The following is a 21,922-nucleotide window of genomic DNA, read 5'->3' as shown; positions in this document are numbered from 1 at the left end:
ATTGATATTCCCCTGCCAGCTACAATGCTTGTCGGCAATTGCTATAGGGAGAGTTCAGGTGAAATTTGATCAGAGCCTGTATGTCACTGTTTTCAGGGTGTTCATTAAACAGCCTCATCAGGTCTTGTGTGAAGTCGGCGCACTGCTTCTGAACGATGCTGGTTTCGCCCAGACGGGATGAATAAATATACAGCGGTAGTATGATGCCTCCGATGATGCCAGACAGATAGGAACTATTGTGCATATAAGCTACTGTCCAAAAGGTGCTGCCTGACACTAAATAAGTCAACCCACCAGTCACCAGGGCAACTGCGAGGTTTGTGCCCAGCATGGTTGCGACCGGGTAGACAAGGTCATGCCAGGTCATTTTCGGGGCATCGGAGCTGATTCTGGCCGACAGGGCGGAAAGTCCTCCGATCGGCAGGCCTACCCACCATGTGGCGATAGTGCCCCACAGCAGAGCATAGAGAACACGTGACTCTGAGTGGTATACCGATGGAAAATACCGGAGGGTGTATGCTCCATGATGCGTAAGGTTCAGATCAGAAAAATAGGCAAAATTGATCTGGGTGGTGATTAGATCATGGATTACCCCATATAAAATCGCAGCGATGACACCCATTCCTACTATTTTCCCGATTTCAATAAGTTCATCACCGGTTGTAAATGCGCTTTCACCTCTTTTCTTGTCTGAGAACGCAATAAACGCCTGGTAATGATTTTGCATGCTGGCCAGAGTCTCAGGGTCAACATACATTGCTTTATCAATAAGTTGTGCCAGTGACGCAGAATCCTGAGCCTTGCTTTCATCAGACCATCCTGCTGAAAGGAGAACAACAAATGAGGCACAACAAGCTCGCAAAAGGTAGCGAAAAGTGTTCATCTTCATGACATACAGACTTTTAATGGGACTCTGATATCAGACAGGAAAAAACAGGATTAGTTCAGAAGAACAAGGTCAGGAAGGCAGTATGAGAAGGGAAATGCAGGAAAGCGTCGCACTGACTGCTGACAGCACGACGCTATTGAATTGATCTGGGCAGATCAGTGAATTACTTTTTATCCGCGTACTTCATGGAGTCGAGGGCTACAGCAAAGATAATAATTCCCCCCTTGATAATAAACTGCCAGTAAGGGTTGATGCCGATATAGGTCATACCGTAGTTGATGATGGTGAAGATCAATACGCCGGTGACCACGCCCATGATACTGCCGACACCACCGGCAAAAGAGACGCCGCCAACCACGCAGGCGGCAATGGCATCCAGCTCGTACAAAAAGCCCAGGTTATTGGTCGCAGAACCAATGCGTCCGGCTTCCAGAAGACCGGCAAAGGCATAAAACACGCCGGAAAGCGCATACACCTTCAGCAGGGTAAGGGGTACGTTGACGCCTGAGACTTTGGCGGCTTCCGGGTTACCACCGATGGCAAAGATGTTTTTGCCAAAGACCGTTTTATTCCAGAGCACCCAGCTCAAAATAATGGCAACTACCGCATAGAAGGTGATGTAAGACAGGCGGAAGTCTCCCAGCCGGATAAACCCCTGGGTAAACTCCGAAAACTGAGTGGCAAAACCGGCAACCGGAGACGCACCGACAAAGTCATAATAGAGCGAGTTTACCCCGTAAACGATGATCATCGTGCCCATTGTCGCGATGAAAGGGGTGACTTTCAGGTAGGCAATCACCAGGCCGTTCACCAGGCCGATCAATGCGCCAATGGCACAGACAATCACAATAACGGCAGGGATTGGCATTGGCCCCATTTCCGGGAAGACTTTGTTTACATTCTCCAGGGCTTGCAGCAGCGTTGCAGAGATTACCGCTGCCAGACCAACCTGACGACCGGCAGAAAGATCCGTCCCCTGGGTGACAATCAGACTGGCGACCCCCAGGGCAATAATGATCCTGACCGATGATTGGGTCAGGATATTGCTGAGGTTTCTCAAGCTTACAAACGACGGTTCCTGGATAATGATGATGGCCAGAAGAATCAGCAGTACCGCATAGATACCACCCTCTTTAACCAAGCGCAGAACGCTGAATTGTTTTCCCGCTGTCAGACTGCTGGCAACACTCATGGCAGTCACTCCCCCTGGTTTGTGTAAATAATAATGCGTTATAGATAGCACGCGGCCAGTTCAAGAATTTCGTTTTGAGTGGTTTCCCGGGTATTGACAATGCCAGCGACCCGGCCATTGCTCATCACCATGATGCGGTCGGTGACACCCAGTAGCTCAGGCATTTCTGATGAAATCATAATGATGCCTTTATCCTTTTTGGCCAGATCCAGGATCAGCTGGTAGATTTCAAATTTGGCACCCACATCAATGCCACGGGTCGGTTCATCCAGCATCAGGATTTCCGGCTGGGTCAACAGCCATCGTCCAATCACCACTTTCTGTTGATTGCCGCCAGAGAGTGAGCCGATTCGGGTCTTGTGGCCGGGTGTTTTCACTTTCATGGAGTCAATCACCCACTGGGTATCAGCGCCCATGGTTCGGTCACTTAATAAGCCAAACCGCTCTTTGTACTTTTCCATATTGGCAATCAGAGAGTTAAAGGTGATATCCAGTGTGGAATAGATCCCCGTGGCACGGCGCTCTTCGGTGACCAGAGAAAAGCCATTCTGAATAGCCTGGTAAGCGTCTTTATTGTCCAGTGTCTTGCCGTGCAGTTTGATCACACCCGCATTTTTATCCCGAATGCCAAAAATGGTTTCCACCACATCAGTACGACGGGCACCCACCAGGCCAGCTATACCGAGAATTTCACCTTTACGAAGTTCAAAGCTGACGTCCTGTATGGAGGGCTGGTTTTTGGCCGTCAGATTTTCTACCTGAAGGATGACTTCTTTTGGTTGATGATCCCGCTGAGGGAATCGCTGGGTCAGCTCCCGTCCCACCATCAGGCTGATGATCTGGTCCATATCCAGGCCTTCCAGTGGGCGGGTGGTTACCCATTGGCCATCCCGCAATATGGTGATGTCATCGCAGATGGAAAAAATTTCTTCCATCTTATGGGAGATATAAACAATTCCGCAGCCACGCTCTTTTAATTTTTTAATGATGGTAAACAGGTGGCGGACTTCTTTTTCCGAAAGGGAGGACGTGGGTTCATCCATAATGACAATTTTGGCGTTGTAGGAAAATGCCTTGGCAATTTCTACCATCTGTCGTTTGGAAACGGAGAGATCTGCGACCTTATCTTTTGGATCAACATCAATATCCAGTTCTTCAAAGATCTTTTTGGTGTCGTCATACATGGTTTTATGATCAACAAAACCGTTTTTTTTCGGATAACGACCCAGCCAGACATTGTCCATAACGTTGGACTGCAAGACCTGGTTTAGTTCCTGATGCACCATGGACACGCCGTGTGTCAGTGCTTCCTTTGATGATGTGAATTCAGTGGGCTGGCCCTGAAAATAAATACTGCCTTCGTCTTTTTCATAAATACCAAAAAGGCATTTTAATAATGTTGATTTGCCTGCACCATTTTCTCCCATCAGGGCATGGACGGAGTGAGGGCGCACTTTTAGATTAACCCGGTCCAGGGCTTTTACTCCGGGAAATGATTTGCTGATCTCGGTCATTTCCAGAAGCCATTCACTGTCGTTGTTAAAATGGTTGCTGGTATCCATAGCATTCTGACTTTTCAGAGATAAAGAGCACCTGGCAAGGAAATTGGAAATACCTCGCTAACTACTCTTTTTAATATGAAACGAAATTGAAAGAACCTTTGTCCTTTCATCCCCTCGTTCCCACGGGGACTGTGGGAACGAGGGTTCAGTCTGACCTGGCTGTTACAGGTCGCCTTTATCGACACCAACGTAAGGCACGCGGACGATTTTATTTTCGATATTCCAGCGGGTGCCTTCACCTGCCGCTTTGCCATTGGCCAGGTTATTGGCCAGCTCAAAAGCAGCCTTGGCCTGGTTATTGGCATCGTTCAGTACGGTTCCCTGCATCTGGCCATCTTTGATCAGTGCCAGTGCTTCGGTCAGGGCATCAACGCCAAACACGGGAATCGAGGATTTATCAGCGGCTTTCAGAGACTCGATAGCGCCCATTGCCATGGCATCATTGTTGGCAATAACCACCTCAATCTTGTCGGCATTAGGGCCAGAGATCCAGGCATCAACCTTGTCTTTAGCCATGGCGGTATCCCACAGGGCGGTATCCATATGGAGTTCTTCGGTGGGATAGCCTTTGTCGTTCAGGGTAGAGACCGAATAAGCGGATCTTGCTTCCGCATCCGGGTGACCGGGCTCACCTTTTAGTAACACATACTGAATCTTGCCATCACCGTTCAGGTCCCAGGCCGGATTTTTGGCCCAGTGCTCAGCAATCAGTTCACCCTGGATAATGCCGGATTCCTTGGAGTCAGTGCCTACATAGTAAGCATGTTCATAGCTGGCCAGGGCTTCAGCGGTGGGTTCTTTATTGTAGAAGACAATAGGAACGTCATCATACTTGGCTTTTTGAATGATGACGGGAGCAGCGGCAGGGTCAACCAGATTAATCGCCAGCGCATCCACCCCTCTGGCCAGCATAACGTCAACCTGATCATTCTGCTTGGACTGGTCGTTCTGTGAGTCGTTCATCAGCAGCCGAACACCGTCCACCTTATCGGCTTCTGCTTCGATAGCCCGGCGGACGGTAGCCATAAAGTTATCGTCGTATTTGTAAACGGTAACACCCAGGGTCGTGCTGGCCTGAGCAGCACTGCCAATGGTCATGGCTGCCATGATGGCAGCTGCTCCGGAAAAAAAGGTGGTGACTTTTTTCATGGTTGTCCTTCTGTGCACGTTATTAATGTTTTGTGTGTTTGGATGATATCAAATGGTTTTCGCTGTTAGGGTAAGACAGCTCAACGAAATGTAACAAAGTCTTAATGTTGGCTGAACACAACGGTAAAAAATAATACGTCGATCGACGCTCATATTGTCAGGAATCAATAGTTTTGCTTAACACGGGTTGCGATAATCCTGCCAGACGGTTTGGTCATGACACGATTAGGGGGAAGGATGGGGGCATCGCAACGGATTTTTGTGGTGGATGATGATGACGGGATTCGTCAGTTACTTGCTGAGTACCTGACCAGGCATGGCTTTTCCGTTGCAACGTCAACCGACGGTGAATCTTTTCTGGAACGGTTTCATTCACTGCCGGAGGACGAAACCCGGCATGCGCTGGTGGTGCTTGATATCATGATGCCGGGTCTTGATGGTTTTGATGTCTGCCGGGAGTTGAGAGCTGTTTCCAAAGTACCGGTAATCATGCTCACGGCAGTATCCGATGAAATGGATCGTATTGTCGGTCTGGAAATCGGGGCAGATGATTACCTTGCCAAACCCTTTAACCCAAGGGAGCTACTGGCTCGAATAAAAGCCATTTTCCGGCGAAGTGACCAGGCCGGTGAGGTGCGACAGCCTTCGCGGTTTTGCTGTTTTCATGGCCTTCGTCTGGATACTGTGACCCGTTCATTGTCTGATACGAATGGGGAACTCCTGCCGCTCTCCGGTGCTGACTATAACCTGTTGATGCTCTTTATTAACAACGCTGGCAGGGTGTTAAGTCGTGAGTATATTGCGGGCGAAACCCGGAAACGCAGCTCAGATCCATTGGACCGCTTTATCGATGTCCATATCAGCCGTCTTCGCCAATGTCTGGGTGATGATGCCAAGTCACCGGACATCATAAAAACCGTGCGTGGTGCGGGATACCTGATGGCGACTGAGGTTTGTTTTACTCATAATATCCCTGAGCCGGTCCGGTTGTGAGCACAAGGATGACAGGCGCTATAAAAGAGTACGGGTTGATTTTCAAACATCAGATTCATGAGTACTCACCAAGGACACTGGCTGGTCGTTTCCTGATGGTGATGTTTGCCCTGGTACTCACTTCCCAGCTTCTGGTGAATCATCTCTGGGAGCGGGAAACGGAGAGTGAGCGGCAAGAAGCGCTGGCCAAGGTATCAACCAATGTGGCGCTTCGTATGTCTGCCACGGTTGAGTATTTTGTCAATCTGCCTGCAGCCATCCGCAAAGCTACCATCAATAAGTTGCGTTACATGGGCGGTGCCCGTTACTTCATTACCCTGAATACGGAGTTTATCAAACTGGCACCTTACCAGAACTCACTGGCCCACCAAACGGTAGTCAATGTCTTTAAGGCCGTACTCAGCAATTCTGACGGTAATGCTGACCATATCAGTGGGCAGGTAGAGGTGGCTTTTTCCAGACCGGAGACGCTAAAGGTGCTGGATAATCAGACATTGCTACAGGAGCTGCCGGATAACTGGGGCCAGGAAACCTTAATGGTTGAGCCGCTGGATCTTCCGGTTCTGGTGATACAGGTTGAACTGGAAAACAGTGAGTGGTTATACCTGGCAACGTTGATGCCGGATTCATCCATGCTATCGGAAGACTATTTATCAGCCGATGGCTTCCACCCGGCACCTTTGCAGACCTCCTATTTAATCTGGATGCTGGTATTGCTGGCATTTGCGACCCTGGCTATCTATTTTATGGTCCGTCCTTTTGAGGCGTTATCCAAAGCAGCAAAAGAGTTCGGGCGGGATCTGGAACCGGTGGCTATTCCTGAATGGGGTTGTCTGGAGTATGAACGAACGGCTCAGGCTTTTAACCAGATGCAGAAGAATATCCGCCATTATATGAACGACCGGAAACAGTTGTTCTCAGGAATATCCCATGACCTGAAAACGCCCATTACCCGACTGCGGCTGCGAGCTGAAATGCTGGATAATGATACCCAGCGGGAAGCGTTTATCAGTGATCTGGAACACCTGGAAATTATGGTCAAGTCGGCGCTTCAGGTGGTCAGCAATACCGATATTCACGAAAATCCCCGGGTGGTTGATCTGGAAAGGATGCTGAATGATATTACGCTGGCTGCCCAATCGGTTGGGCAGAGGGCCTGGCTGCATACGCCGTTCCTGAATCATCGTGAGCATGAAGGACTTTATGAAATCACTGGCAAACCGCTGGCACTCAAACGGTGCCTGGAGAACCTGATTGGCAATGCCATTGTTTATGGTGCTCCGGCCAATATTTATATTGAGAGGGTTAAAGATCAGATTATCATTACGATTCGTGATAATGGACCGGGTATTCCAGAGGGGATGGAAGAAACGATTTTTAAACCGTACTTCAGGTTGGAATACGGTTGCCAGAAGAATCCGGATGGTAATGGTCTTGGTCTGGCAACCGCTCGCCACCTGGCACAGATTCATGGTGGCAGCCTCAGGTTAAGAAATCATCCGGAAGGGGGATTAGTGGTTACCCTTATTCTGCAAACAACTGAATTCGTATCATAAACATGGTGTTGAGTTGGTTGAGGGTTACGCGATGAAGGATCATATCCTCATGTTGCTCATGATTCCTCCGAAATACAGTGTTGCCAATACCATTGGGTTCTTAATGGATTGCGCTTTACGCCCATGACTTTTTACCTTGATCCGGGTTGCTTCGTTTATCCAATCTCCCGTCTTAAATGATTTTTGATAAGAGTCAGATTATTTCATCTAATGAAAGTGACTCCCAAAAGTTTTCATCGATAACAAAATTCTCTGATGAAAGGAGTTCATCAATATATTCTGGTAGTTCCAGATTCTTGAGACCTATAGATTCTATAATTCGTGAAACTAAATTCTCGTTCGGAAAGCCTTTACCATTACAGATGGCAGAAATGGATCTCAGCAGTTGCCGGTCAAGCTGGCCATCCTTCTGGAGGCTCGGTAGCTTCAGCAGCGTGTCCACGTCCCCGGCTTTGGGAAAGCCCCGGCCATTCATCATGGAAGAAATGGAGCTCAGCAGTTGCCGGTCAAGCTGGCCATCCTTCTGGAGGTCTGGTAGCTTCAGCAGCGTGTTTATATCCCCGGCTTTGGGAAAGCCCCGGCTTTTCATCATGGAAGAAATGGAGCTCAGCAGTTGCCGGTCAAGCTGGCCACCCTTCTGGAGGCCCGGTATCTTCAGCAGCGTGTTCACGTCCCCGGCTTTGGGAAAGCCTTTACCATGACAGATGGAAGAAATGGATCTCAGCAGTTGCCGGTCAGGCTGGCCATCCTTCCGAAGGCTCGGTAGCTTCAGCAGCGTATCAACATCCCCGGCTTTGGGAAAGCCCCGGCTACTCATCATGGAAGAAATGGAGCTCAGCAGTTGCCAGTCAAGCTGGCCATCCTTCCGGAGGCTCGGTAGCTTCAGCAGCATGACCACGTCCCCGGCTTTGGGAAGGCCCCGGCTACTCATCATGGAAGAAATGGAGTTCAACAGTTGCCGGTCAAGCTGGCCTTCCTTCCGGAGGCTCGGTAGCCTCAGCAGTGTGTCCACGTCCCCGGCTTTGGGAAAGCCCCGGCTACTCATCATGGAAGAAATGGAGCTCAGTAGTTGCCGGTCAAGCTGGCCATCCTTTTGGAGGCTCGGTAGCTTCAGAAGCGTGTCCACGTCCCCGGCTTTGGGAAAGCCCCTACTACTCATCATGCAAGAAATGGAGCTCAGCACTTGCCGGTCAAGCTGGCCATCCTTCTGGAGGCTCGGTAGCTTCAGCAGCGTGTTCACGTCCACGGCTTTGGGAAAGCCTTTACCATGACAGATGGAAGAAATGGAGCTCAGCAGTTGCCGGTCAAGCTGGCTATCCTTCTGGAGGCCCGGTATCTTCAGCAGCGTGTCCACGTCCCCGGCTTTGGGAAATCCTTTACCATTACAGATGGAAGAAATGGAGCGCAGCAGTTGCCGGTCAAGCTGGCCATCCTTCTGGAGGCTCGGTAGCTTCAGCAGCGCGTCCACGTCTCCGGCTTTGGGAATGCCTTTACCATTACAGATAGAAGAAATGGAACTCAGCAGTTGCTGGTCAAGCTGGCCATCCTTCTGGAGGCTCGGCAGCTTCAGCAGCGTGTCCACGTCCCCGGCTTTGGGAAAGCCCCGGCTACTCATCATGGAAGAAATGGAGCTCAGCAGTTGCCGGTCAAGCTGGCCATCCTTCTGGAGGCTCGGTAGCTTCAGCAGCGTGTCCACGTCTCCGGCTTTGGGAAAGCCTTTACCATGACAGATGGAAGAAATGGAACTCAGCAGTTGCCGGTCGAGTTGGCCATCCTTCTGGATACTCGGTAGCTTCAGCAGCGTGTCCACGTCCCCGGCTTTGGGAAAGCCTTTACCATTACAGATGGAAGAAATGGATGTAATAAATGGATAACATGCTATTGCTTGTACATCACGGTCTTCAATACTCAGAAACTCGTTAGTTCTCGTCCAAAAACGCATCAGGCAATCATAATTAGATTGTACGTGCGTTTTGATATTTCCTGAAATTCCAGAGAGCCGCAAAAACTCTTCCCTTTTTTTCTCTAATCTGGGACGGATATTGGAGAAAAACGCGAAAAGCAGGCAGAAAACATCCTCCCACCATGCTGGAAAGGTACTTTCATGTAGCGTGGAGGTGGCTATCAGGATGGTGCCGGGTGTCTGGCCAGAATCACCAGGTTGTAACAGACCACCGATAACCAGCAATGAGAATCAAAACGCTCAGAACCCTTGCAGTGGCAACGTGATAGCCCAAAACATCTCTTTAGCCACGAAATTCCCGCTTCAATACCTGCCCGGAAGCGAAAGAGCGTTTTATACACATACTGACTTTTAGTCATCTCTTCGACTTCAAGTCCGCGCTTCTTATTAAAAGCTACATCGCTGATTCCCATGGCCTTGGCTTTTTCCAAATTAGCGCGACACGCGTATCCGCCGTCACCGCTTGTCTGGCGAGGTACACGACCATAAATTTCTTTTTGTCTTTCCATCATCGGAATGAATTGGTCCGAATCCGCTGGGTTACCTTCCTCAATAACCAGGTCCAGGATCAATCGACTTTTTCCCTGAACCAGGTTCAGTTTATGGCCATACTGTACTTGCCGCCTGTCTTTTACGATGATATCCGTATGGGGTTCATACAGGCTAACCACTTTTTCCTGGGCTGGCACCTTTTCACCCTTAAAGACCCTGCGCTCTGTCTGGGAGACTATTGCATCCACCAGGGGTAACAGGTGATCCACATCGGCCTGCCACTTGTCGGCATCATCAGCCAGGAGACACTGCCCCTGCTGACGGGCGTTTGCTAGCGTGACAGTAGCTTCGATAAGTACCTTCCGGGATTTTCGGGTCAACTGCAGCAGTTTTTTATAATGCTGATGCCGCTCTTCTTTGCCAGCGTAGATGCATTTTCTGGCCGCATCTTTTACGGCTCGGTTGTGATGGGTATATTCATAAAGCGGTGTCGCTGTCAGTGTTTGTCCCCGTTCCAGCAGCCGACAAATTTCTTTAACGGAACTGGCTAAAAGATCACTGTCGCAAGGAGGTTTGATATCCGATTCGGTGACTGTGCTGTCAATAGCCACAGTGCGCCCTTTTTCAATACCCTGATCTTTAGCGGTCATTAGCTGACAGTTATTAATCCGTTCCCATGTAGATGCAGTAAGAAGGCTGATGAGCCCATGCAAACTGGAGCGACTGGGGCGCTGGTTTGGTTCGAGGCGACAAAAGTCTCGAAAGAGCATGGAGTCCATCAAAACAAACGACAAGTAGTCATAATCACAATTCAAATACTGTTTCAGGAGTGCCGCACGAAGAACGGATTCTGCTGATAGTCCGTTCCGCCCAGTGTTCTGTTTATCACCAGAACTTAAGTCCTCATAAATCCAGTCATTGAACTGTGGATGGGCGTCAAGCCATTGCGAGATACCGGAAAGCTGGGAGCAGATTTCATGAGGTACGTAATGGAGTTCCATACTACACTGCGGGTTGCGTTTTTTGCGCATTTGGAGTCCTCTGTTTTTGGCAATCCCTTATGTTTCTTGCTCTTGGGAAGTTTAGTCGCCAGATAGCAGTAGGGCTCCACTTAATTTTTCAGGATAAAATCTACAGTTTTCAATTGGTTGTGTTTTTGGACGAGAACTCGTTAATGTTTTTCTTTGTTCTTGAGTTTCCTTCGCCCTTGCAGAGCATGCTGGTAATCGTACTCGTGTTTTTAACGGTTCTTTCCACACTACTAAAATAAATACCAAGCTTGGATACCAGTTGGACTCTCGACTCTTTCGGGCACGAATTAACCAGCTTATCCAGCGTTGGTTTGACGGTGATTTTGCGTTCCTGGCAAAGGCCTTTTAATTGATCTAAAGTCGCTATCAATGAATCTTGTTGATACTCATTTTCACGATCCGGTCGTTTTCTTTTTAATTTTTCATCCTGTACTGCATCTTCAATGTGAGAAACATTTCTTTTTAAAGATATTTTTTCTTTAGGGGACTCATAATTATCTATGGTTGGGAGGCTGTTCCCAATGGGTTCTTGTCTTGATACGTGCCGACCTGAATAGAAAGAGCTTGATGGTTTGGATGGTCTGGATGGTGTTGTGTGATCACTACCAGAAGGTAATCCTGTGGAATTCGCTCTCCCCGTCGCCAGACCTGATTCATTATAGAGTGGGATCATTATGTATAAACTTTATTCATTAAACCGTGCCAGCTCAGACACAGGTAACAGCCTTTTAGTTCATTAATGATCGAATTACCGTCACAACTCAGGCCATGACGGTAGCGATGGTCAGGTTTTATCGGGCAGCGACTCCCGACAAATACACGTCAGAAGACCTAACCTGACAACCGGTGTATTCATAATTTCTGATGACGTAAAAAGGCCGCAGCTTGCGCTGCTATGGGAAATAACTAGTATGTACTCAAAAAGTCGTACTTTTCAGTACAAACTGGTGGGGGCATATATGGTCCGCCCTGCATTGTAAGGAAAAGTTTTCCATCATGACTAAAGAGTAATGCTTCCATATATCCAGCCTTAAGGGGGAGGTCTCAATGCCTCTGACACTGATGGAATCCGCTCACTCCCACCTCATCAGGTCTTCGGCCTCTATGGGCCCTGACTCCAGTCAGGTTCAAGGGAGTGCAGGTCTTACCTTTTATGCCATCATTTGAACTTTATCCGCGCAACTCGTTGCAGGCTTCTTACACTGATTAACCGCTTTTGCTTTTCTTATCTAACGACAAATGTTTAATAGTTTGATGCCGATGTACATGCTGATGCCTTGTACGGTTCTTGGCTGCGTATTCTGTGCAGGCTCTGAATATCCTGCTGCTCAGTCGTTTTGGTTGGCATAAAGTGCGTGCTGGCCGTTGCATTGCTTCACAGATAGCCTCAGCATCAGCAGCATCATTCTTGTTTGACTTTACGTAAGGTTTTACGAACTGGGGAGCCATAAGTAGCTAACCATATGAAATCATATATCCTGACTCCTTGTGTCGGCACTCTCGGCAACTGCTCCTGCGTTGCTCTAGCTCCTGCATCCATACAGTCGTGCTTCGTTACAACTCCGGTCACATAGCTACGACGTAACTATTCAGCACTGAGCAAAGGCATATTACAGTAATTCCGAACAGCTCTATGAAGTGATTGATATATGTCCATTCCCTGTTTTCTGGCAGACGACAAATAGCTGCGAATCCGTGCAAACATAGAACCACCGTCTGCACTCCTGAAGCAGCCTGAGATTTTCTGCTTTAACTTGGCCATTCGAACATCCCGCTCACTGCCATTGTTATCGAAGGGAATGGTAAAATCTGACATGAAGCGCAGTGTCTCAGCCTTGAACTCAGTGAGTCGTTTGAAGAGATTGTAAGCTTTAGTATTCTTGACTTTCTTGCGCTTAAGCTCCTCTCGTTGCTTCTCCATATAGACGACTTCTTTCATTAGAGCCCGCTGAAGCAACCGGTCATAAATCTTCTCGATTCGTTCACAGACAACACTTGGCATCTGTAGCATACCTATGGTCTTAAAGCCCTTGCAGTAATGCCAGGAAAGCCTCAGTAGCTTCATCAATCGCAACGCCAGTTGATTGCTGTCCCTATCAACAACACCCAAAAGCTCCCTCAGGTGATGGGCATTGCAAAGTACGTGAGTTGCCGCATATGCAAAATAGGATTTCCAATGATCATGAACCAGAACGCCTGCAAATGTTAGCAGTATGCCCATCGTGTCCATGGCCTCACGACCTCGCTTTTCAGACAAGTAGTAGAGCGTCCATTGTTCATCCCGCATAACGTGTAGCCAGTGCAAAGAGCCCTCGGCCCGCATACCCGTTTCATCGGCTCCGGCAACAGACGATTCCCGCAAGGCGTCACGAATAACCTCTTCAGTAGAAGCCAGATTTTCATAGGTTCTGGCCACAAAATTGGCGACAGTGCCTGCACTTACACTCATTTTATAGAGAGTATTAAAATACTCTGACACGCGCTTAAAAGGCAGGAAATGGTATTGGTTAAGATAGACGGCCATAGCCTGTGTGGCTGAGCCATATTGTGCGGCAGCGGTAACACCTTCCGGGAATTCAGCCTGATTCCGACAACCACAAGTGCAGATTTTTACTTCAGCTCTATGGGCCGTTACTTCAAATTCACCCGGTCTCCCTGGTTCAAACACCTGTCGTTCAATATATTTGACCGGCTCACTATCAAGAAGAGACGCCTGACATTTATTGCATTCTTTAACCGGAAGGTACTCAATATAGTCAGGGATATCGACCTGTTTAAGACAAGTGCCCTGATGCCCTTTCTTTCCACCGGCTTTATTACCAGAAGACTGTCTCAGACTTTTAGGATTGGGTTTTTCATCCGATGGATCGGTACCTTTATCTGCGGAAAGGTCGTCAGAATGATCTGGAGAATTACTGTTTTTACAAGGTTTTTGATAACCATCAGACGATGGCGGCTTGCTGCTGTTTTGACTGTTCTTGCCAACCTTTTCTTCCAATTCTCGACATCGCTCTTCCAGACAGGCAACTCTCATCCGCAGCTCTGCATTCTCTTTCAAGAGAATCTCAGCCGACATAGTTGCGGGTAGTTCTGGAATCATGCTGGCGAATATTGTGGAAAAATGGTGCTTAAGAGGATGGTATAAAAATCAGAAAATTCCAGATTTATGTGGGGGTGCTGAACAGTTACGCTACGACTATGCTCCCTCCATTGTGCCTCGCATAGTACCAGCCCACTGGAAACTCTTTTTGCTCAGATCAATTCCGAGAAAAGCAACCTGGCCTTTTTGATTAGTTCCTGATTTGTCAATCTTGCCCATGGATGGTTCGCTCCGTTTCTTGTTTTGAATGATGTCCTACCAAACTCATTCTATTTTGGCTCATTTGAAGCCGTTTTGGGAGCGGGGCAGACCATTCCATTAGGTCTTTCCTTTTGAAAGTCATTAAGTAGTTGATAATTTGCTTTCGGATAAATTGACTGAACGATTATTTAGTATTTGCAAACGAAATCATATGACTCTCTCCAAATGAAGCGAACACTCGTTCAACTTCCTTTTCAAATTCCGTGAAACTCTTGATTGACAATAGATTGAGCCATTCATACTTTACTTTCCTCCACAGGATCTCAATCAGATTGAGTTCAGGTGAATATGTTGGAAGAAAGCAGATCAGTAACTTTTTCTCAAGAGTCCAGTCAGCGATTCTGTCACGAAACTTTTTGCTGGTATGAATACTGGCATTGTCCACCATAACTACGGTGTAGCGGTCATTTGAACTGTATTTTTCATCCTCCATTTTCTCTGCGAAGTCGTCAAAGGCTGCAATCACTGTATCACTATTCACAGAGCCCACAACAGGGTAATGAAACAGCTCACAGCTCCGATTCATAAAGCCCAGCACGTTGATGCGCTTACTTTTGACTGATGGAATTCTGAGCTGCTTTCCTTTTTCCTGCCAGCCATATGGCACACAAGGTTCTTGGGCTAAGTTACCGTTAATGGTTGAATCAGCTAAACTCCCATAAAATCTACGTTGTAGGGGAGTGATATGCAATCTGAACTCTTCCAGAATTTTATTGATTCCATTTCAACATTAACCAGTGAACAGCGAGACATTCTTAACAACTCGCTCCTTAGTACTCAAATAGAGGTTACCGAGGTAGTAGAAACCACTGACTCTGAACCTGTTTACAGTGAATCTATACCCAATAACGATAATGCAACACCTGACGTAGAAAAGAGCATACTTGCCCAATTTGCCGAAAACCCCAGGTGCCCCAAATGCAAAAGCCATAGCGTTGGTCGCTGGGGCATACGAAATGGCCGACAGCGCTACCACTGCAAGACTTGCGACTCAACGTTTAACGCCTTTAGTGGAACGCCTTTGGCAAGGCTCAGGCACCCTGAAAAATGGAACAAGTACCTCGCAGGTATGACTCACTCTATGGTCTTGCGACCAGCTGCTGCTGAGAATGCCATTGACTTGAAAACTGCGTTCCGCTGGCGTCACCGCTTTCTTGAAGTGATTAATAATGATCAAGCAGAAGAGCTTTGTGGCATTACTGAGCTTGATGAAACATTTTTCCGTGAATCCTTCAAAGGGCAAAGAGAAGGCCTTCCACGGCCAACCCGAAAGCGGGGTAATGATCCCAACAAAGCCCGAAAAGTCCCGGTAATGGTGGCTCGGGACCGTAATCGAAATACCGTTGACGGTGTATTAGAAAACGAAAGTGCTAATGAATTGTGCAGGCATTTAAATGGCCGCATATCGATACAGGCCACGGTCTGTGCGGATGCACACCTCGCTCACGAAAAACTTGCTGACAAGCTTGGATTTGTCTTCAAGGAGCTGGTGACATCAGCAGGTCAACATGTTGTTGAAGGCATCTACCACATCCAGACTGTAAATTCTTATCACAGTCATTTAAAACGCTGGATTGGCGGCGTATTCCAAGGGGTTGCAACTCGTTACCTTCCCCATTATCTGGCCTGGAGGCGAGAACTGACGGCAGCAAAAAAATTAACTGTTGGCCGGTTGATCAGCAGAATTACTGAACATTGGTGCTTCCAACCATTAACGGTAACTTAGCCAGGTTCTTGAGTAAATCCGGACTCATCAAAATAAAACAAGTGGCTCTTTTCGTATTGCAGACTGCTGATTTCATAAATCAGGCTGGAATCCTCCTGTGGCAGGGCTTGGCAATATTTAGCCAGCAGTTTCCTGAAGGCATTGTATATCAAGGCCTTTGGCCAATTTTCATTGCAGAGCAGTCTGTAACCCGAAAAGAGCCAAACAAGTTTATTAACCCTTTGCGCTCAGCTTCCTGGGCGTCTTTCAGTGCAGTTTTACAACGCTGGAAATGCTCTTCGTCCCGTTTATGTTTGCACGATTTACGGAGTCTTTTGTAAACCAGTCCTAACTTTTTTACGATGTTGGCCAGAGTAAGTTTTGATGAGGATTTACCGGTCTCATCCTCAATTTTGGATTTTACATACGATAAACGACGAGGCTCTTCTGCTACTAACTCTTTTGTAACTGTTCAGCACCCCCACATAAATCTGGAATTTTCTGATTTTTATACCATCCTCTTAAGCACCATTTTTCCACAATATTCGCCAGCATGATTCCAGAACTACCCGCAACTATGTCGGCTGAGATTCTCTTGAAAGAGAATGCAGAGCTGCGGATGAGAGTTGCCTGTCTGGAAGAGCGATGTCGAGAATTGGAAGAAAAGGTTGGCAAGAACAGTCAAAACAGCAGCAAGCCGCCATCGTCTGATGGTTATCAAAAACCTTGTAAAAACAGTAATTCTCCAGATCATTCTGACGACCTTTCCGCAGATAAAGGTACCGATCCATCGGATGAAAAACCCAATCCTAAAAGTCTGAGACAGTCTTCTGGTAATAAAGCCGGTGGAAAGAAAGGGCATCAGGGCACTTGTCTTAAACAGGGTCGATATCCCTGACTATATTGAGTACCTTCCGGTTAAAGAATGCAATAAATGTCAGGCGTCTCTTCTTGATAGTGAGCCGGTCAAATATATTGAACGACAGGTGTTTGAACCAGGGAGACCGGGTGAATTTGAAGTAACGGCCCATAGAGCTGAAGTAAAAATCTGCACTTGTGGTTGTCGGAATCAGGCTGAATTCCCGGAAGGTGTTACCGCTGCCGCACAATATGGCTCAGCCACACAGGCTATGGCCGTCTATCTTAACCAATACCATTTCCTGCCTTTTAAGCGCGTGTCAGAGTATTTTAATACTCTCTATAAAATGAGTGTAAGTGCAGGCACTGTCGCCAATTTTGTGGCCAGAACCTATGAAAATCTGCTTCTACTGAAGAGGTTATTCGTGACGCCTTGCGGGAATCGTCTGTTGCCGGAGCCGATGAAACGGGTATGGCGGGCCGAGGGCTCTTTGCACTGGCTACACGTTATGCGGGATGAACAATGGACGCTCTACTACTTGTCTGAAAAGCGAGGTCGTGAGGCCATGGACACGATGGGCATACTGCTAACATTTGCAGGCGTTCTGGTTCATGATCATTGGAAATCCTATTTTGCATATGCGGCAACTCACGTACTTTGCAATGCCCATCACCTGAGGGAGCTTTTGGGTGTTGTTGATAGGGACAGCAATCAACTGGCGTTGCGATTGATGAAGCTACTGAGGCTTTCCTGGCATTACTGCAAGGGCTTTAAGACCATAGGTATGCTACAGATGCCAAGTGTTGTCTGTGAACGAATCGAGAAGATTTATGACCGGTTGCTTCAGCGGGCTCTAATGAAAGAAGTCGTCTATATGGAGAAGCAACGAGAGGAGCTTAAGCGCAAGAAAGTCAAGAATACTAAAGCTTACAATCTCTTCAAACGACTCACTGAGTTCAAGGCTGAGACACTGCGCTTCATGTCAGATTTTACCATTCCCTTCGATAACAATGGCAGTGAGCGGGATGTTCGAATGGCCAAGTTAAAGCAGAAAATCTCAGGCTGCTTCAGGAGTGCAGACGGTGGTTCTATGTTTGCACGGATTCGCAGCTATTTGTCGTCTGCCAGAAAACAGGGAATGGACATATATCAATCACTTCATAGAGCTGTTCGGAATTACTGTAATATGCCTTTGCTCAGTGCTGAATAGTTACACTCTTTTATGCGTTGCACTTCAGATTCATCATATATGCAAGATCTTCCACCACCATGTTTCTTATACAATGCACGAATACCATAGTCCTCCCAATCATCAATCCATTGGGAAACGGTCTGATATTTAATCTCAAGGATTTCTGCAATTTGCTCAAGGGTAAAGCCTCGATTACTCAATAGAAGACCATGAGCTCTTTCCCTGATACACCTCAGAGGGCCGTAGTGCTTGGCGTATTTCAAAGTTAATACAACAGCTTCATCAGTGATATTGACATACTTCATAGGTTGGGGACGTTTTAGTTCAAGACCCACTTATAATAGATTAAGGATCTCTTTCTTTGTCTGCCTGATAGTACGATCAAAATATCCATAAGCAAACTTTTAACTACTTAGACGTTTGAAATTTCATCTGGAGAATCAGGAATTCTTACGTTAAGTCTTGAACCTTGAAATCAACGCCAAAGATCAAGACCTGTCTTGGGCCATGAATCTTGCATATTCAAAAAGAAAGACTTGACCCCAGCTTTTGACCCCAGCTTTGGTGACCCCAGCTTTGGACCCCAGCTTTGTGACCCCAGCTTTGCCAGCTTTTGACCGCAGCTTTGTGTGACCCCAGCTTTGTGACCCCAGCTTCGGACCCCAGCTTCCGGGTTGCTTCGTTTATCCAATCTCCCGTCTTAAATGATTTTTGATAAGAGTCAGATTATTTCATCTATTGAAAGTGACTCCCAAAAGTTTTCATTGAAATCAAGATTCTCTGATGAAAGTAGTTCATCAATATATTCTGGTACTTCCAGATTGTTGAGACCTATAGATTCTATAATTCGTGAAACTAAATTCTCGTTCGGAAAGCCTTTACCATGACAGATGGAAGAAATGGATCTCAGCAGTTGCCGGTCAAGCTGGCCATCCTTCTGGAGGCTCGGTAGCTTCAGCAGCGTGTCCACGTCCCCGGCTTTGGGAAAGCCCCGGCTTCTCATCATGGAAGAAATGGAGCGCAGCAGTTGCCGGTCAAGCTGGCCATCCTTCTGGAGGTCTGGTAGCTTCAGCAGCGTGTTTATATCCCCGGCTTTGGGAAAGCCCCGGCCACTCATCATGGAAGAAATGGAGCTCAGCAGTTGCCGGTCAAGCTGGCCATCCTTCTGGAGGTCTGGTAGCTTCAGCAGCGTGTCCACGTCTCCGGCTTTGGGAAAGCCTTTACCATGACAGATGGAAGAAATGGAACTCAGCAGTTGCCGGTCGAGCTGGCCATCCCTCCGGAGGCTCGGTAGCTTCAGCAGCGTGTCCACGTCCCCGGCTTTGGGAAAGCCCCGGCCACTCATCATGGAAGAAATGGAGATTAGCAGTTGCCGGTCAAGCTGGCCATCCTTCTGGAGGCTCGGTAGCTTCAGCAGCGTGTCCACGTCCCCGGCTTTGGGAAAGCCCCGGCTTCTCATCATGGAAGAAATGGAGCTCAGCAGTTGCCGGTCAAGCTGGCCATCCTTCTGGAGGCTCGGTAACTTCAGCAGCGTGTCCACGTCCCCGGCTTTGGGAAAGCCCCGGCTACTCATCATGCAAGAAATGGAGCTCAGCACTTGCCGGTCAAGCTGGCCATCCTTCTGGAGGCTTGGTTGCTTCAGCAGCGTGTCCACGTCCTCAGCTTTGGGAAAGCCTTTACCATTACAGATGGAAGAAATGGAGCGCAGCAGTTGCCGGTCAAGCTGGCCATCCTTCTGGAGGCTCGGTAGCTTCAGCAGCGTGTCCACGTCCCGGGCTTTGGGAAAGCCATTAGTATGACAGATAGAAGAAATAGAGCTCAGCAGTTGCCGGTCAAGCCGGCCCTCCTTCTGGAGGCTCGGTAGCTTCAGCAGCGTGTCCACGTCCCTGGCTTTGGGAAAGCCTTTACCATGACAGATGGAAGAAATGGAGCTCAGCAGTTGCCGGTCAAGCTGACCATCCCTCTGGAGGCTCGGTAGCTTCAGCAGCGTGTCCACGTCCCCGGCTTTGGGAAAGCCCCGGCCACTCATCATGGAAGAAATGGAACTCAGCAGTCTCCGGTCAAGCTGGCCATCCTTCCGGAGGCTCGGTAGCTTCAGCAGCGTGTCCACGTCCCCGGCTTTGGGAAAGCCTTTTCCATTACAGATGGAAGAAATGGAGCTCAGCAGCTGCCGGTCAAGCCGACCATCCTTCCGGAGACTCGGTAGCTTAAGCAGCGTGTCCACGTCCCCGGCTTTGGGAAAGCCCCGGCCACTCATCATGGAAGAAATGGAGCTCAGCAGTTGCCGGTCAAGCTGGCCATCCTTCTGGAGGCTCGGTAGCTTCAGCAGCGTGTCCACGTCCCCGGCTTTGGGAAAGCCTTTTCCATGACAGATGGAAGAAATGGAACTCAGCAGTTGCCGGTCAAGCTGGCCATCCTTCCGGAGGCTCGGTAGCTTCAGCAGCGTGTCCACGTCCCCGGCTTTGGGAAAGCCTTTTCCATTACAGATGGAAGAAATGGAGCTCAGCAGTTGCCGGTCAAGCTGGCCATCCTTCCGGAGGCTCGGTAGCTTCAGCAGCGTGTCCACGTCCCCGGCTTTGGGAAAGCCTTTACCATTACAGATGGAAGAAATGGATGTAATAAATGGATAACATGCTATTGCTTGTACATCACGGTCTTCAATACTCAGAAAGTCGTTAATGTTTTTCTTTGTTATTGAGCTTCCTTCGCCCTGCAAGAGCATGCTGGTAATCGTACCCGTGTTTTTAACGGTTCTTTCCACACTACTAAAATAAATACCAAGCTTGGATATCAGTTGGACTTTCGACTCATTAGGGCAAGAATTAACCAGCTTATCCAGCGTTGGTTTAACGGTGATTATGCGTTCCTGGCAAAGGCCTTTTAATTGATCTAAAGTCGCTATCAATGAATCTTGTTGATACTCATTTTCACGATCCGGTCGTTTTCTTTTTAATTTTTCATCCTGTACTGCATCTTCAATGTGGGAAACATTTCTCTTTAAAGATATTTTTTCTTTAGGGGACTCATAATTATCTATGGTTGGGAGGCTGTTCCCAATGGGTTCTTGTCTTGATACGTGCCGACCTGAATAGAAAGAGCTTGATGGTTTGGATGGTCTGGATGGTGTTGTGTGATCACTACCAGAAGGTAATCCTGTGGAATTCGCTCTCCCCGTCGCCAGACCTGATTCATTATAGAGTGGGATCATTATGTATAAACTTTATTCATTAAACCGTGCCAGCTCAGACACAGGTAACAGCCTTTTAGTTCATTAATGATCGAATTACCGTCACAACTCAGGCCATGACGTTAGCGATGGTCAGGTTTTTTCGGGCAGCGACTCCCGACGAATACACGTCAGAAGACCTAACCTGACAACCGGTGTATTCATAATTTCTGATGACGTAAAAAACTGGTGGGGTCAAACTGGTGGGGTCATATTGATATGTGCCAAAGCCTCCCACAACAAAGTTGAGTAGACTGTCGCCTCTTTCAGGGGGGCGGCAGTTTATGAGTAGAGTTGATGGACGCAAGCTAAGCCACACTGTTCGCGAGTCTATTCGCATAGAGGCTATTCAAAAGTGGTTGGATGGTGCTGATGTCAAAGAAATTTCAGAGATATACAGTACAGATCACACCTGCGTATATGACTGGATCAACCGTTATAAAGAAGGTGGGTTTGAGGCATTAAAGACCAGACCATTTGGGGGCAGACCTCCCAAACTGTCGGATCTGCAAAGGGCAGAGCTTGCTGAGATACTTCTGATCAAAAATCCTACCGACTTCGGATTCTACAAGGCAATGTGGACTCGTGACATTGTTGCCGCCATCATCAAAAGTGAGTTTGGTATCACCATGCATCCGGCTGCTGTTGGCAAGATGCTTAAGAGGAATGGGCTTTTCTCCTCAGCGTCCGGTACGCAAGGCATGGCAACAATGTAAAAAAAAGTCCATGACTGGCTGACAACTCGTTACCCT

At 47.9% G+C, this 21,922-nt stretch carries 19 protein-coding genes and 1 pseudogene; 8 read left to right on the top strand and 12 right to left on the bottom strand.

Annotated features, from left to right (window positions below):
- Positions 1-19: 19 nt before the first annotated feature.
- From MJO57_RS23860 to mglB, 4 genes are all read right to left on the bottom strand, one after another.
- Positions 20-889 carry a hypothetical protein gene (locus MJO57_RS23860; RefSeq protein ID WP_252019265.1) on the bottom strand — a complete coding sequence of 290 codons (870 nt, stop codon included), beginning with the start codon at positions 887-889 and terminating at the stop codon, positions 20-22.
- 163 nt (positions 890-1,052) lie between these two features.
- Positions 1,053-2,081: a galactose/methyl galactoside ABC transporter permease MglC gene (mglC, locus tag MJO57_RS23855; RefSeq protein ID WP_252019263.1), complete on the bottom strand. Its 1,029-nt coding sequence runs from the start codon at positions 2,079-2,081 to the stop codon at positions 1,053-1,055.
- A 38-nt stretch (positions 2,082-2,119) separates the two neighbouring features.
- On the bottom strand, positions 2,120-3,643 hold the full coding sequence (gene mglA / locus MJO57_RS23850; RefSeq protein WP_252019262.1) for a galactose/methyl galactoside ABC transporter ATP-binding protein MglA: 1,524 nt from the start codon (positions 3,641-3,643) through the stop codon (positions 2,120-2,122).
- Between the two features lie 162 nt (positions 3,644-3,805).
- A complete protein-coding gene (mglB, locus tag MJO57_RS23845) occupies positions 3,806-4,792 on the bottom strand; it encodes a galactose/glucose ABC transporter substrate-binding protein MglB (protein ID WP_252019260.1) in 987 nt (328 codons plus the stop codon).
- A gap of 237 nt (positions 4,793-5,029) precedes the next feature.
- Here mglB and MJO57_RS23840 point away from each other — a divergent pair, with 237 nt between their 5' ends.
- Both MJO57_RS23840 and MJO57_RS23835 read left to right on the top strand, forming a co-directional pair.
- Positions 5,030-5,785, top strand: coding sequence for a response regulator (locus MJO57_RS23840; RefSeq protein ID WP_252027102.1), 756 nt, complete (start codon positions 5,030-5,032; stop codon positions 5,783-5,785).
- A complete protein-coding gene (locus MJO57_RS23835; protein ID WP_252019258.1) occupies positions 5,782-7,341 on the top strand; it encodes an ATP-binding protein in 1,560 nt (519 codons plus the stop codon). Before MJO57_RS23840 ends, MJO57_RS23835 begins: the two co-directional genes overlap by 4 nt.
- A gap of 193 nt (positions 7,342-7,534) precedes the next feature.
- Here the strand turns inward: MJO57_RS23835 and MJO57_RS23830 are convergent, their stop codons facing one another.
- The 5 genes and pseudogenes from MJO57_RS23830 to MJO57_RS23810 all read right to left on the bottom strand — a co-directional run bounded on the left by MJO57_RS23830 (position 7,535) and on the right by MJO57_RS23810 (position 13,927).
- Positions 7,535-9,283, bottom strand: coding sequence for a hypothetical protein (locus MJO57_RS23830; RefSeq protein WP_252019256.1), 1,749 nt, complete (start codon positions 9,281-9,283; stop codon positions 7,535-7,537).
- Between the two features lie 182 nt (positions 9,284-9,465).
- Complete coding sequence (locus tag MJO57_RS23825) at positions 9,466-10,827, bottom strand: ISNCY family transposase (protein ID WP_252017318.1); 1,362 nt, start codon at positions 10,825-10,827, stop codon at positions 9,466-9,468.
- Between the two features lie 109 nt (positions 10,828-10,936).
- Positions 10,937-11,500 (bottom strand): hypothetical protein, encoded by a 564-nt coding sequence (locus tag MJO57_RS23820; RefSeq protein ID WP_252019254.1) that lies wholly within the window; start codon positions 11,498-11,500, stop codon positions 10,937-10,939.
- A 621-nt stretch (positions 11,501-12,121) separates the two neighbouring features.
- A pseudogene (locus MJO57_RS33435) lies at positions 12,122-12,279 on the bottom strand (IS110 family transposase); the annotation flags it as partial.
- A gap of 133 nt (positions 12,280-12,412) precedes the next feature.
- Positions 12,413-13,927: an IS66 family transposase gene (locus MJO57_RS23810; protein WP_252017330.1), complete on the bottom strand. Its 1,515-nt coding sequence runs from the start codon at positions 13,925-13,927 to the stop codon at positions 12,413-12,415.
- On the opposite strand from MJO57_RS23810, the gene MJO57_RS23805 reads away from it, so the two are divergent.
- Positions 13,926-14,117: a hypothetical protein gene (locus MJO57_RS23805; protein ID WP_252019252.1), complete on the top strand. Its 192-nt coding sequence runs from the start codon at positions 13,926-13,928 to the stop codon at positions 14,115-14,117. The two genes, MJO57_RS23810 and MJO57_RS23805, sit on opposite strands and share 2 nt — an antisense overlap.
- Before the next feature lie 195 nt (positions 14,118-14,312).
- On the opposite strand, the gene MJO57_RS23800 is transcribed toward MJO57_RS23805, so the two are convergent.
- A complete protein-coding gene (locus MJO57_RS23800; protein WP_252019250.1) occupies positions 14,313-14,879 on the bottom strand; it encodes an IS630 family transposase in 567 nt (188 codons plus the stop codon).
- Here MJO57_RS23800 and MJO57_RS23795 point away from each other — a divergent pair.
- The 4 genes from MJO57_RS23795 to MJO57_RS23780 all read left to right on the top strand — a co-directional run bounded on the left by MJO57_RS23795 (position 14,874) and on the right by MJO57_RS23780 (position 17,962).
- Positions 14,874-15,914, top strand: a complete 1,041-nt coding sequence (locus tag MJO57_RS23795; protein ID WP_252017335.1) for an IS1595 family transposase — start codon at positions 14,874-14,876, stop codon at positions 15,912-15,914. The two genes, MJO57_RS23800 and MJO57_RS23795, sit on opposite strands and share 6 nt — an antisense overlap.
- Positions 15,887-16,234 carry a hypothetical protein gene (locus tag MJO57_RS23790; RefSeq protein ID WP_252019248.1) on the top strand — a complete coding sequence of 116 codons (348 nt, stop codon included), beginning with the start codon at positions 15,887-15,889 and terminating at the stop codon, positions 16,232-16,234. Before MJO57_RS23795 ends, MJO57_RS23790 begins: the two co-directional genes overlap by 28 nt.
- Before the next feature lie 212 nt (positions 16,235-16,446).
- Positions 16,447-16,791, top strand: a complete 345-nt coding sequence (locus MJO57_RS23785; protein WP_252019247.1) for a DUF6444 domain-containing protein — start codon at positions 16,447-16,449, stop codon at positions 16,789-16,791.
- Complete coding sequence (locus MJO57_RS23780) at positions 16,739-17,962, top strand: IS66 family transposase (RefSeq protein WP_252019246.1); 1,224 nt, start codon at positions 16,739-16,741, stop codon at positions 17,960-17,962. Before MJO57_RS23785 ends, MJO57_RS23780 begins: the two co-directional genes overlap by 53 nt.
- On the opposite strand, the gene MJO57_RS23775 is transcribed toward MJO57_RS23780, so the two are convergent.
- Both MJO57_RS23775 and MJO57_RS23770 read right to left on the bottom strand, forming a co-directional pair.
- On the bottom strand, positions 17,929-18,279 hold the full coding sequence (locus MJO57_RS23775; protein ID WP_252019245.1) for a helix-turn-helix domain-containing protein: 351 nt from the start codon (positions 18,277-18,279) through the stop codon (positions 17,929-17,931). The genes MJO57_RS23780 and MJO57_RS23775 overlap by 34 nt on opposite strands.
- 386 nt (positions 18,280-18,665) lie before the next feature.
- Positions 18,666-20,849 carry a hypothetical protein gene (locus MJO57_RS23770; protein ID WP_252019244.1) on the bottom strand — a complete coding sequence of 728 codons (2,184 nt, stop codon included), beginning with the start codon at positions 20,847-20,849 and terminating at the stop codon, positions 18,666-18,668.
- A gap of 605 nt (positions 20,850-21,454) precedes the next feature.
- Between MJO57_RS23770 and MJO57_RS23765 the strand changes: the two genes are divergently transcribed.
- The gene (locus tag MJO57_RS23765) at positions 21,455-21,886 is read left to right on the top strand and encodes a helix-turn-helix domain-containing protein (protein ID WP_252019243.1); all 432 of its coding nucleotides are present in this window, start codon (positions 21,455-21,457) and stop codon (positions 21,884-21,886) included.
- Positions 21,887-21,922: the final 36 nt, after the last annotated feature.

This window comes from Endozoicomonas sp. SCSIO W0465, from assembly GCF_023716865.1.
Lineage (GTDB): Bacteria > Pseudomonadota > Gammaproteobacteria > Pseudomonadales > Endozoicomonadaceae > Endozoicomonas.
The sequence above is the reverse complement of the archived record's forward strand: the minus strand, read 5'-3'. Positions and strand labels throughout refer to the sequence as shown.